Genomic DNA, 12543 nt, shown 5'->3' on the forward strand with positions numbered 1-12543 from the left:
ATAAGTAGATGGTTTTTTTATAAAGAATGCTTCTTGTGTTATGATAAAATTACAGACTCAGTTGCCACTTACTACATCATCTACGCCGTTTGGGTATGATGATACGTTGCTGCTATTGGGTTCTTGTTTTTCAGAAAACATAGGAGATAAACTTGATTACTATAAATTTCAATCGGTTACAAATCCATTTGGGATTATATTTAATCCTATAGCGCTTGAGCGCCTAATACAAGATGCGATTGAAGACAAAACATATACCGAGGAAGATGTTTTTGAACTTGGCGGTGTCTGGAAATCATACTATGCTCATAGTGATAAAAATGCTTTGAGTAGACTAGGAGTTGTAATACATCTTCAAGAAGCACAGCAATTACTTAGGACGCAACTAAAAAGTGCTTCCCATCTCTTTATCACATTAGGTACTGCTTGGGTTTATAGACATCTTGAACGAGATGAGGTAGTGGCCAACTGTCATAAGGTGTCTCAAAAGGAGTTCGCAAAAGAGCTCTTGTCTGTAGATGATATTGTACAAAGCCTATCTAGCATAGTAAAGCTTGTACGCAATTTCAATCCTAAAATTCATATCACTTTTACAGTGTCTCCAGTGCGTCACATAAAAGATGGATTTGTAGAAAACACCCGAAGTAAATCTCATTTGATTTCTGCCATTCATGAGCTAGTTGATAAGAGTGCTATTTCTTACTTCCCTTCTTACGAAATCATGATGGATGAGTTAAGAGATTATCGCTTTTATGGTGTAGATATGATTCACCCTTCAGCACAAGCGGTAGATTATATTTGGGAACGATTTGTTGAGGTATACGCTTTCGCGAAAGCGCAACAAACAATGAAACAAGTCTCAAAAGTACAACAAGGAATTACTCATAAACCTTTTAATGCCGAAGGAGAGCAGCACCAAAAATTCTTAGCAAAGTTAGACAGTCAAAAAGAAGAGTTACTTGAAAAATTTCCTTGGATGAGGTTTTAAAGAAACCTTAGGTGATCATTTTTTTATAAAGTGAAAGCCATCCGCCACCATTCATGGCTTCTATCCCTTTGCTTTTTAAAATTGCAGTAGCAGATGCGCTTCGTGCTCCGCTCGCGCAAACACATATTATAGGTGCATCCCAACTCTTAATTTTTGCAGCATTGGTAGCTATTGATTGTAGTGGTATATGCTTAGAACCTGGAATAGCGCCGTTATCATATTCGGCTTTTGATCGCACATCTATGATAACAGCATCTCTACTAAAGAAGTCGTCAAGTTTCCGCTGTTTCTTACCGAAAAAACTACTGAATAACCCCATTGTCTTCCATTACTAAACTTAGTCCGTCTTTTATGAGATGTGCAATATTTGCTCTAGAAATCATGAGAGATTCTAGGTGTGCTAGCACTTCCTTATTTCGCGTAAGCTCAAATATCTCAAGTGATAAAAGCCAGTCTGTAGGATATTGTTCCTTTACAATTTTGAATATGGTAAGTAACGCAGTTTCTTGTGAAGACTTTGCTTCTCTCTGGTCTCTTACTTCCTTGTAATGTTCGTTAAGTTTTTTATCCTCTTCAGATAGTTCGTTGTGAATGGTGGCTGTACTGCTCACATTACTTTTTACGTCAAACGAGTGATGGTCTGCCGCTCCTGCAAAAGCAGATACTACAGAAGTTCCTATTACCATATCAAAAGGTCCGTTCTTGCGTGAGATAAGCTTATCGCCTTTGTAGGATACTTCGCATCCATCAAAGTGAACTACGAGTAAGGTTCCGTCTACACTACGAGTTCCGGTGGTAATCATTCCTGTTACGGTAATGCCACTTTCAAACTCAAAAGAGTTAATGCCGCCTTCGTAAATTTCAAAAGCCTTAAGATCTCTTGGGCTCATATTTTCGATAGCCATGGAGCTACGCTTGAGCTTCCCTAGAGGAGAAGAGAATCCTTTTCTAAAATGATCTGTTCCTAAGCCTATAAGTTCCTTACCTCTGTAAGAAAGTGCACTAGGACCATGAGTTTCAAAATAAACAACACGGTTGTCTTCATCTTGGATCATGTTGCTAAAATTCCCACTTACCTGCAGCCCAGTGTTAAGCTCGATAGAGCCTAGTTGCTTGCAGTCTATAAGTTTTTGAACACCTCTCCATCCACCACGTCTCAATGCCATAGTCTCTGCAAATTCTTCTAGTACTTCCATTAAGTACCCAAAATCTGGAGTGACAAATAGCTGAGGTTGCATTTTAGTTATATCAAATTCTTGATAAGCAGCATCTATGCTATAAGGTAGTTTCTTTACAGCATCTGTAAGGCAATGTTTACTCTCACCTAGTGATGATAATAAGCCAGCGCCATATAGTTTTGGATCTTCAAGTGTTCCTATAAGTCCGTACTCTACGGTCCACCAGTGAAGGTTTCTTATCAGTGCAATTTCAGATGGTTCTACCGTCATTTGCTGCAGGCGGTTTACCTCATCTTCGGCAGCGTCTATATCTTCTTGAGCAATACCTTCGGCTTCTTTTAAAATAGATAGTTTACGCACTGCTTCATACATATCCATATCATGTGCATTTGATATGGCACGAGCGCCTATTTCTCCAAATCTGCGCAGGTACTCTGCATAATCTGGACTTGCAATAATAGGAGCATGACCAGCACCTTCATGAATAATATCTGGTGCAGGTGTATATTCTATGTTTTCTAGTTGGCGAATGTCACTAGCAATCACGAGCACTTTGTATGCTTGAAATTCCATAAAAGCATTAGGAGGTATAAAACCATCTACCGCAACAGCAGCCCATCCTATTTCTTTAAGAATGCGATTCATCCCGTACATAGAAGGGATGTTATCTATAGAAATCCCTGTCTTTTTAAGACCAGACATATAGCTCTCATGAGCCACCTGACTTAAATGAGCTACATTTTTACGCATCACATATCTCCACACCGCCTGATTGATAGGAGTGTATTGATCATAATCTTGCGCCTTGATATATTGCCCTAAATGCTTAGGCAGGCGATCTAATAACGGGTTTGATGTAACTGGTATTTCCATAAAGTAAATTTACGAAGAATTGGTCGTGAATAAAATGCATTCCTAAATCGTTTGCGCTAATTTATTTTTGGGTATCCGCTTTCGCGAAAATGTGAGTTGACAAAACATGCATTATTCCCTATTTACCTATTTTTACCTAACATTAATTTGAGCTATATAAAATGACACAACCATACGTAAAGACATTAAAAGCAAACGGAATCGCTACTATCACATTCTTTCATCCGTCACACAATAGCATGCCTAGTACAGTGTTGTCAGATTTAGAAAATGCTATAAACAACAGTGGTCAAGATGCAGATGTGAAAGTAATTGTATTACAAAGTGGAGGAGAACGCACCTTTTGTGCTGGTGCTAGCTTTGATGAGCTTAAAAGCATAGAAGATAATGTAGAAGGAAAAGAATTCTTTATGGGATTTGCGCGCGTGATTCTTGCAATGCGCTCATGTCCTAAAATAATCATAGGACGCATTCAAGGTAAAGCAGTAGGAGGTGGCGTAGGTCTTGCCGCTGCAACAGATTATTGCTACGCTACTAAGTATGCTAGTATAAAATTAAGCGAACTCACCATAGGTATAGGTCCATTTGTTATTGCACCTGCTGTTGAGCGTAAGATGGGATTAAATGCACTAAGCGACTTGACACTGAATGCAACAGAATTTTATAGCCCAGAGTGGGCAAAAGAAAAAGGACTGTATGCAGCAATTTTTGAAACCTCAATTTTAATGGATGAAGCGGTAGAAGCACTAGCTGTAAAGCTTGCTTCTTATAATCCAGAAGCAGTGAGTGCTATGAAAAAAGCATTATGGGAAGGGACAGACCACTGGCCATCACTTTTAGAAGAACGTGCTGAGATGAGTGGTACTTTAGTATTGAGTAAGTTTACTAAAGATACACTGGGAGCTTTGTAACTAAGATGACAATATCAGTCAGAAACTTTATACATTAAAAAAGCACCCCAAGGGGTGCTTTTTAAGTTTAAGGGCTAATTCAAACAATGTTTTATTTTCCTGCTACTTGTGGAGGATATACACCTAAAATTTCTTGAACAATTAGGTTAATGCGTTCTTCACGCTTATCTACATCTCCAGTAACTAGCGGTGCTGTACCCTGTCCTTGCCAGATAAGCTGATTTTTATTTGCGTCTATTAAGTCAATGTATAAAGTACCCTGAGTCGATCTTGCAACGGTATTGTTGTTAAAACCACCGTTCCAGCCCCAAGGGCCTCCCCATGGTCCCCAGAAACCTCCCCAGCCTCCACGGAAGCCAAAGTTATTTTGGTACACATCAATACGTTCTTTTGCTTTTGTAAATATGCTTACAAGCACCGTAGGATTTTCAGATTTTGTAAAACCTTTTGCCATCATCTCAGATTCAATTGCGCGGAGTACACGTTTTTTATCTAGATCAGAAATCTCTGCTTTGTCTATTCCTGGTTTGTAAAAAGCAAACGTTTTGTACTCGCTAAAGTTTGTTTCTTTGTCGTAGTCAGAAGCTACGCGCACAGTGCTACATGAAGCCAGTAAGAGTACGGCTCCTAGCAATGGTAAAAGTCTAAGTGCTTTCATAGTAGTTTATTTTAAAGATTATTTAATAAGTGATCATCCACAAAATTTGGCAATGTTACTGTAAGATTAGGTTCATTTTCCATGGCTCTTTCGATTGCAAAAACAGCACCTTCGTTACGAGCCCAGCTTCGGCTAGCAATTCCGTTATTTACATCCCAGAAAAGCATTGACTGTAAGCGTCTTTCAGAATATTAAAATTATCAATTACCGTACCAAAATGATTATTTAGAGAGGCACATTCATTACGGCAATAGGCAGGTGCATCAGGTGTAATCAAGATGGACTAATTATTATGTAGAATTTTTCGCGAAAGCGCACGACATCTAATCCGTCTATTTATTGTGGATCAAGACCTTATTTCTGGCTGCTAGTTTTCTTACTATATCCATATGGACAATGACGACAGCCACTCTCACAACAATAACCTCTTTTAAGGTGGTATTGCTCTGTAAAACATTTATAGCCTTCTGGCGTTAGGTAATAATCGCCGTCTTCTATAGGAATATGTTTTTTTAAATAGGACATAACACAAAGATAAGGATACGGCACAGACTTTGAATAACGTCTATAGTATTAGTAATAACGTACAAGTATTAAGGAGATCTTAAGATGCTAGATGTTATAATTAATTTATTTTTGACCTATGTTTTTAATTGTAAATAAATATTTATTGCGCAAACGCTTTGTGGGAGTCACTCTCTGGCCATTTATAGTGATGCGTACTCCAGAACTTAAGGAGGATATTGTATTTATTAATCACGAGAAAATCCATATTAGACAGCAAGCAGAAATGCTTGTGCTGCCATTCTTTATATGGTATGTAATAGAGTATTTTATAAGACTTATACAGTATAGAGATAGCTATGTGGCTTACCTTAATATCAGTTTTGAGAGAGAGGCTTATGCTCGTGAGTGCGAGCTCAGCTATCTAGAAAAACGTCCTTTTTGGAGTTTTCTAGCGTATCTTTAACCCGTGAATCTTACTTCAGAAAATCAATTTATTTCAGAAACAAATGGACGCTCCCTTTCTATTAAAAGGGAAGACTTGTTGCACCCTACAGTGTCTGGAAATAAGTTTAGAAAACTTAAATATAATCTTATACAAGCCCGAGGAGAAGGTTATGATACGCTACTCACTTTCGGAGGCGCTTACTCAAACCATATTGCGGCGACAGCAGCAGCCGGACAGTTAGCAGGTTTCAAAACCATAGGAGTTATACGAGGAGAAGAGCTAGGTGTTAATCTTGCTAAGACACTTGAAAGTAATCCCACGTTGGGATTTGCACATAAGTGTGGGATGAAATTTCACTTTATATCAAGGCAAGAATACCGTGAGAAAGATGAGTTACGCTTTCGCGAAAGCATAACAAAAACCTTTAATAATCCGTTTATAATTCCCGAAGGCGGAACCAATGATCTCGCTATCAAAGGTTGTAAAGAAATCTTAACTGATGATGATACAGACTTTGACTATATATGTTGCCCCATAGGAACAGCAGGTACAATTTCTGGTATCATAAATAGCCTGAAGCCCCACCAGAAGGCATTAGGGTTTCCTGCTCTTAAAGGAGATTGGGTAGCAGATGAGGTGAGAAAATATGCAAAGAACGAGCAGTGGGAGATTATTACCGACTATCATTTTGGTGGTTATGCAAAGGTGAATGGTGATCTCGTTAACTTTATAAATGAATTTCACGCTGAGCATCACGTTTTACTAGATCCTATTTATACGGGTAAGATGCTTTATGGTATTTCAGAGCTTATGAAAGGTGGGTATTTCCGCGAGAATTCTCGTATTTTAGCCGTTCATACGGGAGGTTTACAAGGAATTGCAGGAATGAATATCCAGCTAGCCAAAAAAGGACTTCCACTCATACACTAATTATATGTTCAAACGTTTTACCATACTTTTATTAATAGGAATACTGTCTGTAAGTTGTGGTGGTTCTAAAAAAGCCACACGTTCTAAAAAAAGAACAAAAACTACACGTACCGTCGAGAGAAGACAACCTTCTCCAAAAGTTGAGGAGGCAGCAACTCCAGATGACAATCTTGATAATGGTGTTAATCCAGTTCCTAAGGGTGGCGTAAACGGTTATATAGAAGACTTTGCAGATATCGCAAAAGAAGAAATGGAGCTATACGGAATCCCAGCAAGCATCACACTAGCACAGGGAATTCTTGAGTCTGGTGCCGGAAAAGGAGAGCTAGTACAAAAAGCAAATAACCACTTTGGTATAAAATGTCACGATTGGAAAGGTCAGACCGTTTATCATGACGATGACACGAAGGGAGAATGTTTTAGAAAGTATAGTTTGGCTAAGTTTTCTTACAGAGATCACTCCTTGTTTTTGACAGGAAGAAAGCGTTATACAGATCTTTTTAAACTTCCTAAAGATGATTATAAAGGATGGGCAAATGGGTTACGTGCTGCAGGATATGCAACAGATAAGAAGTATCCTCAAAAATTAATTAGCCTAGTAGAACGTTACGAGCTATATCGTTATGACGGTGAAGTACTAGGTAAAGATGTTGCAGACTATAAGAAAGTGACAGACAATAATAATCAACATACTGTGCAAAAGGGCGAAACGCTTTTCCGTCTATCTCGCATGTATGATGTAACGGTGCCAGAACTAAAAAAATGGAATGGTATTGATGGTGATCAAATCTTTGAAGGTCAGGTGCTTTTTATCAAACCATTTGATAGAGGGTATTAAGACATTAGATCCTTGAATAAAATATAGTACAAGATTGTACAGTGTAAAATGTACAGACAACAAATAGCATATTTAGATGATTTATAAAAGAAGTAGTGAGCTTTTTGTAGCAGCTCAAAAAGTAATACCAGGAGGAGTAAATAGTCCCGTAAGAGCTTTTAAATCTGTAGGAGGAGATCCTGTATTTGTAAAAGAAGCAAAGGGAGCTTATTTATATGATGAAGATGGACGCAGACTTATTGATTACATCGCTTCATGGGGTCCTATGATTTTAGGTCATGCGCATAAACCTGTGGTAGATGCTGTTGTAGAAAAAGCACAAAAAGGCACTTCCTTTGGAATGCCAACAGAGATAGAAACAAAAATAGCCGAGCTTGCCATCTCTATGGTGCCGGGTATTGATAAAATACGTTTTGTAAATAGTGGAACAGAAGCCTGCATGAGTGCAGTGCGTCTTGCCCGCGGATTTTCTGGAAGAGAGAAGATTATCAAATTTGCAGGTTGTTATCACGGTCACTCTGACTCATTTCTTATTCAAGCAGGAAGTGGTGCTGTAACCTTTGGTTCTCCTAATAGTCCAGGAGTAACGGCTGGTACGGCAAAAGACACCTTACTTGCAGATTATAATAACCTAGAAAATGTAAAAGATCTTTTTGAAGCAAATTCAGGGGAGATTGCTGCAATCATTATAGAACCTGTTGCAGGTAATATGGGTTGTATTCTCCCAGCCGAAGGATTCTTGCAAGGCTTACGTGAGCTTTGTGACGCACATGGTGCGCTACTCATTTTTGATGAGGTGATGACAGGCTTTAGACTAGCAAAAGGCGGTGTGCAAGAGCTTATGAATGTTCGTGCAGATATTGTCACTTTCGGAAAAGTAATAGGTGGCGGACTGCCTGTAGGAGCTTTTGCAGCTCGCACAGAAATCATGAGTCATCTTGCTCCAGAAGGACCAGTATATCAAGCAGGAACCTTAAGTGGTAATCCGCTGGCGATGGCTGCAGGACTAGCCATGCTTACAGAGTTAAATAATAGCGATGTTTTTGAAAGCTTAGCAAAGAAAACGGAGTACTTACACAAAGGAATTGATAAAGCCTTAACTGATAGTGGAGTTACCTTTACCATAAACCGAATTGGCTCAATGATTTCTGTACACTTTGCCGAAGGCGCAGTAACAGATTTCAAATCGGCTGCGGTGGGTGATAATTATACGTTTAAGAAATTCTTCCATGGATTACTTGAAGAAGGTATTTACATTGCACCAAGTGCCTATGAAAGCTGGTTCTTAAATGATGCTCTTTCTTATGAAGATCTTGATGAGACTATTGCTGCAGTAGCAAAGGTGGGGAAGACGTTGTAAGACGTAATCATTAAAAGTGTAGCTCTCAATCTTAAATAAGTTTTTTATCTCATTTTATAGACATGAAAAATATTATCGTATTAGTTCTTGTATTGTTTTCTTTCTCAATTGAAGGCCATGCACAAGTAGATAGAAGAAGTGAATTTGTTTTTGAAGGTTCCATACCTGAACATAAACTGGCATTTCTGAAGCAAAACTATAATTGGAAAGCAGAAACCAAGCTTATTATTAATTTTAAAACTTTTTTAAGTACTTGTCCGCGCAATCAATATCGAGTAATTGATAATGATTGGAATGATGAGTTTTATAGGAAATTAGCATTGAAAAATGTCACAAATATTTACATCTCGCTTGAAGATAATCTATTAAGAAAGCTTACAAAGTCTAGAAAAGACTTTTATGAGGACAAGGATGATTTTTTCACCAAAACGTTTAACTTAAAAAGTGGAAGACATTGTTATGCTCTTATGATGATTAATGAAAAGGGTTCATTTATGTTGAGAGTTGGAGAATATACAGAAGCAGATATAACTGACTTCTCAAAAATTCTAGAAGGAGAACAACCATAATCATTTATCAAAATCACTATAATAAAAAAACGGCATCCCAATCAAGGATGCCGTTTTCAATCTAAAAATAAACCAATCAATCAAAATTATTTATTTCCTCTGCGTGATTCTTTGTGACCTTTTTTTTCTTTGTCACCACGCTTTCCTTTTCGCTTAGCATTCATTTTTTTGAACTGCTTGAACTGATCTTCAGATAAGATGCTTTGCATTTTTTCTTGCATAGCAATCTGCTTATCTAGACGCTTATTCTGCATTGCGTAACGTTGCTCTTTTGTAAGCTCAGGCTTTTCTTTATTTGCCTTACGCTCTGCCTGCATCGCTTTGCGATCTTTTGCTTGATCAAGAAGTACGGTATACACTTTTTTAGACTGGTTATCGTCGAGTGCAAGTGCAAGTGTCATCTTCTTTGTACTAAGTGTAGCAACTTGTTCTGCAGTCATGTCATTACCTCTTCTTTCTTCTCCAGATCTTGGGCCTCTTTGTGCAGACATTGATACGGTCGCAAGTACTAGAAACATCATCATTAACTTTTTCATCTTTTTTATTTTTTAATTGTTGAACACTTATATGACCCTAAAAAAAGAGGAAGGTTTAATGATTATAAATTTTTGTGACTTTGTTATGATTTTATCAAAGCACGCTTTCGCGAAAGCGTAACCCTACAAATCATCTGTTTAAATAAGAAATTGACATCCTAAAAATGAACCAAAAAAAACAGCCAGCAATCAAATGATTGCTGGCTGTTTCAATAAATAAGCTGTAGTAATTATTACTTAGGATCAAGTATCATGTTGATGCGTTCTACAAGATCTTCTGAGTGTATGCGGCTCATACGGTCTCTAAGTCGGTTGTTTTGTAAATCACGTTTAAGATCTTTAAGCTCTGCACGTACTACGGCACGTATATCACTCTGACCTACATTTACTCTAGTCCCGCTAAAGAAACGACCACCACTTTGATCTTCTGTCATGATAAACTCAAGACGTTCTACATATGCACGCTGTAAGTTACGACGGTAAATATCTATCGCCTGGCGGCTTCTCAACTCTGAGAATAAACCAGCTCTTAGGTCAGACATCATAGTAACTAGTGAGTATGCATCTGTATCGTTCATAGCTTCATTTTCAAGCATACGAGCCATACGTCCAAAGTCTAGAAGGTTGTTAAGTGTTCTAGTCTGGAAACCTCTTACACGTTCTACACTTCCAGCATTTTCAATCTTGTCAAAAATGTTGTTGTCTAGTAACCACTCTGGTGTGTTAAAAAGTTGTGTCTGTAAGAAATCTAATGCTTCTTTTTGTTTTGCTTTAGGTACGTGTGTGTATACCGCTCCTTCTTGATCATACGTTTTGTACATTTCATATACACCACCTACGTTACCAGCAACGTGGCCCATGTAACGGTTGTATTGTGATAATACTTGACCATACATTTTATCTAGCTCATCGTAGTTTTGACCTTCTTCTGCCGTCCACTCGATAAGGTTAGGTACGATACGTTTAAGATTTGCAATACCATAAGCACTTGCTTTCATAGCATCATCACCTAGATCTTCTGTTTGTGAGCTAGGATCAATTACTCCTCTTTGTTGTCTCCCAAAACGGTACATAGGATCTCCAGCATGCTCAAGAATCCAGCTGTCTAGCGTTTTCTTCTCGTCTTCTGCACTTTTTGCAGATGGGATAGGGCGGTAACCCCAATTAATAGCGTATTTATCATAAATACCTATGTTAGGCATTAAAGCTACATCTCCATCTCCTGGTTGTGCTATGTAATTAAAACGTGCATAATCCATGATAGATGGTGCAGTTCCATATTTTTTAGTAAACTCAGGATTACGTAAATCATCTACCGCATAAGCAACACTACTTCCCATGTTGTGTGGAAGTCCAAGTGTGTGACCTACCTCGTGCGAACTCACAAAACGAATTAATCGTCCCATGATTTCATCTTTAAATTCGTTGCTACGAGCTTCTGGATTGATAGCTGCAGTCTGTACAAAATACCAGTTGTGTAATAATGTCATTACATTATGGTACCAGTTAATATCACTTTCTAAAATCTCTCCAGAACGTGGATCACTCACGTGAGGTCCATTTGCATTAGGAATAGGAGAGGCTAGGTAGCGCACCACACTATAACGTACATCTTCTGGACTCCAGTCTGGATCTTCCTCTACAGATGGAGGATCGGCAGCGATGATGGCGTTTTTAAAACCTGCAGCTTCAAAAGCTACTTGCCAGTCTTCTATACCTTGCTTTATAAATGGAATCCATTTCTTTGGAGTCGCACGATCTATATAATAAACAATCTGCTTTTTAGGCTCTACAAGTTCGCCACGATTAAAGGCAGCCATGTCCTCGTCTTTTACTTCAAGTCTCCAGCGGTCAAGGTAGCGCACTGTTTTACTTTTTTGAACGTCAATTCCATAATCTGTTTGACCACGTCCAAACCATCCTACACGCTCGTCAAACATACGACGTTGCATAGGCTCTTTAGGTAGTAAAATCATTGAGTTACTCATTAATAGAGATATTACTCCCGTAGCACTATTAGACGGTGCATCAGAAGAAGCGTACGTTTTTACACTACGTACTTCTATGTTTTCTGGGTAACTTCTTATAGTATCTAAGTAAGAAAGCTTAGTATCTAGCTTTGTTACTTTTAATCCTTTACGGCTTCTTTGTGGTAAACCTAGCGGCTTCACATCGCTCTCAAAAAGACCAGTTGCATCAATTACTGTATTTCTAGAACCAGAAACACTGTCTTTATGATACGCTTTAATGTCAAAAGCATATAATACAGGTTCAAAGTTACTGTTCTTTACAGCCTCAGAGATAGGGAGTGAGTCTGCGGCATATACTTGGTGTGATACTACACGTAATAATACTTTCTTGTCTTTTACTTCCCAGCGTAACACAGATGTGTTTTGTTTTCCACCACCAAAGCCTAAGCCTCCAGCAGTTTTTGCAATACGAGTAACCATGAGCATCTCACGACCCATAAGTGAGTCTGGAATCTCATAAAAATATTTGTCGTCTAGTTTGTGTACGGTAAAAAGACCTTCATCAGTCTTTGCATCTTTTGTGATGACTTTGCCATAAGGTTTAATGGCATTTTTACTGTCTTTTGCTTTTGATTTTGAAGCACTTGCCTTGCTGGCAACTTTAGATTGTGACGTGCTACAACTTGCGATAGTAATGGCAAATAGGGTTGCCATCACATAGGATAATTTTCTTTTCATTCGGTTGACCTTTTTTGGTGGGTAAAAGGTACAGACCAGCGA

The 12543-nt window shown here is 38.4% G+C and carries 13 protein-coding genes and 1 pseudogene; 7 read left to right on the forward strand and 7 right to left on the reverse strand.

Annotated features, from left to right (window positions below; translation table 11 throughout):
• Positions 1-40: 40 nt before the first annotated feature.
• Positions 41-988, forward strand: a complete 948-nt coding sequence (locus ACJJVU_RS03970; protein WP_405222522.1) for a GSCFA domain-containing protein — start codon at positions 41-43, stop codon at positions 986-988.
• A gap of 7 nt (positions 989-995) precedes the next feature.
• Here ACJJVU_RS03970 and ACJJVU_RS03975 read toward each other — a convergent pair whose 3' ends face one another.
• Both ACJJVU_RS03975 and ACJJVU_RS03980 read right to left on the reverse strand, forming a co-directional pair.
• Complete coding sequence (locus ACJJVU_RS03975; protein ID WP_405222525.1) at positions 996-1307, reverse strand: rhodanese-like domain-containing protein; 312 nt, start codon at positions 1305-1307, stop codon at positions 996-998.
• Positions 1291-3039, reverse strand: a complete 1749-nt coding sequence (locus ACJJVU_RS03980; protein ID WP_405222527.1) for an aromatic amino acid hydroxylase — start codon at positions 3037-3039, stop codon at positions 1291-1293. The genes ACJJVU_RS03975 and ACJJVU_RS03980 overlap by 17 nt, the downstream gene beginning before the upstream one ends.
• Positions 3040-3200: 161 nt before the next feature.
• Between ACJJVU_RS03980 and ACJJVU_RS03985 the strand changes: the two genes are divergently transcribed.
• Positions 3201-3950, forward strand: a complete 750-nt coding sequence (locus tag ACJJVU_RS03985; RefSeq protein ID WP_405222530.1) for an enoyl-CoA hydratase/isomerase family protein — start codon at positions 3201-3203, stop codon at positions 3948-3950.
• A gap of 91 nt (positions 3951-4041) precedes the next feature.
• Here the strand turns inward: ACJJVU_RS03985 and ACJJVU_RS03990 are convergent, their stop codons facing one another.
• From ACJJVU_RS03990 to ACJJVU_RS04000, 3 genes and pseudogenes are all read right to left on the reverse strand, one after another.
• Entirely contained in the window at positions 4042-4608 is a 567-nt protein-coding gene (locus ACJJVU_RS03990; protein ID WP_339846927.1) for a DUF4136 domain-containing protein, read from the reverse strand.
• A gap of 11 nt (positions 4609-4619) precedes the next feature.
• Positions 4620-4793, reverse strand: a pseudogene (locus ACJJVU_RS03995) (hypothetical protein); the annotation flags it as partial.
• Positions 4794-4962: 169 nt separating this feature from the next.
• Complete coding sequence (locus ACJJVU_RS04000; RefSeq protein WP_339846929.1) at positions 4963-5133, reverse strand: DUF5522 domain-containing protein; 171 nt, start codon at positions 5131-5133, stop codon at positions 4963-4965.
• A gap of 118 nt (positions 5134-5251) precedes the next feature.
• Between ACJJVU_RS04000 and ACJJVU_RS04005 the strand changes: the two genes are divergently transcribed.
• The 5 genes from ACJJVU_RS04005 (at position 5252) to ACJJVU_RS04025 (ending at position 9257) form a co-directional block, all read left to right on the forward strand.
• Complete coding sequence (locus tag ACJJVU_RS04005; protein ID WP_405222533.1) at positions 5252-5578, forward strand: hypothetical protein; 327 nt, start codon at positions 5252-5254, stop codon at positions 5576-5578.
• 3 nt (positions 5579-5581) lie between these two features.
• Positions 5582-6490 carry a 1-aminocyclopropane-1-carboxylate deaminase/D-cysteine desulfhydrase gene (locus ACJJVU_RS04010; RefSeq protein WP_405222536.1) on the forward strand — a complete coding sequence of 303 codons (909 nt, stop codon included), beginning with the start codon at positions 5582-5584 and terminating at the stop codon, positions 6488-6490.
• Between the two features lie 4 nt (positions 6491-6494).
• The gene (locus ACJJVU_RS04015) at positions 6495-7328 is read left to right on the forward strand and encodes a glucosaminidase domain-containing protein (RefSeq protein WP_298329205.1); all 834 of its coding nucleotides are present in this window, start codon (positions 6495-6497) and stop codon (positions 7326-7328) included.
• 76 nt (positions 7329-7404) lie between these two features.
• Positions 7405-8688, forward strand: coding sequence for a glutamate-1-semialdehyde 2,1-aminomutase (hemL, locus tag ACJJVU_RS04020; protein WP_405222539.1), 1284 nt, complete (start codon positions 7405-7407; stop codon positions 8686-8688).
• A gap of 62 nt (positions 8689-8750) precedes the next feature.
• Positions 8751-9257: a hypothetical protein gene (locus ACJJVU_RS04025; RefSeq protein ID WP_298329198.1), complete on the forward strand. Its 507-nt coding sequence runs from the start codon at positions 8751-8753 to the stop codon at positions 9255-9257.
• Between the two features lie 86 nt (positions 9258-9343).
• Here the strand turns inward: ACJJVU_RS04025 and ACJJVU_RS04030 are convergent, their stop codons facing one another.
• Entirely contained in the window at positions 9344-9793 is a 450-nt protein-coding gene (locus ACJJVU_RS04030; protein ID WP_405222542.1) for a hypothetical protein, read from the reverse strand.
• A gap of 233 nt (positions 9794-10026) precedes the next feature.
• On the reverse strand, positions 10027-12501 hold the full coding sequence (locus ACJJVU_RS04035; RefSeq protein WP_405222545.1) for a zinc-dependent metalloprotease: 2475 nt from the start codon (positions 12499-12501) through the stop codon (positions 10027-10029).
• Positions 12502-12543: the final 42 nt, after the last annotated feature.

Origin of the sequence: Dokdonia sp. Asnod1-B02 (assembly GCF_045063955.1) — a bacterium.
GTDB lineage: Bacteria > Bacteroidota > Bacteroidia > Flavobacteriales > Flavobacteriaceae > Dokdonia.

Excerpts from the sequence above, each read along its gene's own strand:
- ACJJVU_RS04030 (WP_405222542.1), bottom strand. The coding sequence starts at position 9,793 with ATGAAAAAGTTAATGATGATGTTTCTAGTACTTGCGACCGTATCAATG.
- ACJJVU_RS04015 (WP_298329205.1), top strand. The coding sequence starts at position 6,495 with ATGTTCAAACGTTTTACCATACTTTTATTAATAGGAATACTGTCTGTA.
- ACJJVU_RS04035 (WP_405222545.1), bottom strand. The coding sequence starts at position 12,501 with ATGAAAAGAAAATTATCCTATGTGATGGCAACCCTATTTGCCATTACT.
- ACJJVU_RS03975 (WP_405222525.1), bottom strand. The coding sequence starts at position 1,307 with ATGGGGTTATTCAGTAGTTTTTTCGGTAAGAAACAGCGGAAACTTGAC.
- hemL (WP_405222539.1), top strand. The coding sequence starts at position 7,405 with ATGATTTATAAAAGAAGTAGTGAGCTTTTTGTAGCAGCTCAAAAAGTA.
- ACJJVU_RS03980 (WP_405222527.1), bottom strand. The coding sequence starts at position 3,039 with ATGGAAATACCAGTTACATCAAACCCGTTATTAGATCGCCTGCCTAAG.
- ACJJVU_RS04005 (WP_405222533.1), top strand. The coding sequence starts at position 5,252 with ATGTTTTTAATTGTAAATAAATATTTATTGCGCAAACGCTTTGTGGGA.
- ACJJVU_RS03990 (WP_339846927.1), bottom strand. The coding sequence starts at position 4,608 with ATGAAAGCACTTAGACTTTTACCATTGCTAGGAGCCGTACTCTTACTG.
- ACJJVU_RS04025 (WP_298329198.1), top strand. The coding sequence starts at position 8,751 with ATGAAAAATATTATCGTATTAGTTCTTGTATTGTTTTCTTTCTCAATT.
- ACJJVU_RS03985 (WP_405222530.1), top strand. The coding sequence starts at position 3,201 with ATGACACAACCATACGTAAAGACATTAAAAGCAAACGGAATCGCTACT.
- ACJJVU_RS04000 (WP_339846929.1), bottom strand. The coding sequence starts at position 5,133 with ATGTCCTATTTAAAAAAACATATTCCTATAGAAGACGGCGATTATTAC.
- ACJJVU_RS03970 (WP_405222522.1), top strand. The coding sequence starts at position 41 with ATGATAAAATTACAGACTCAGTTGCCACTTACTACATCATCTACGCCG.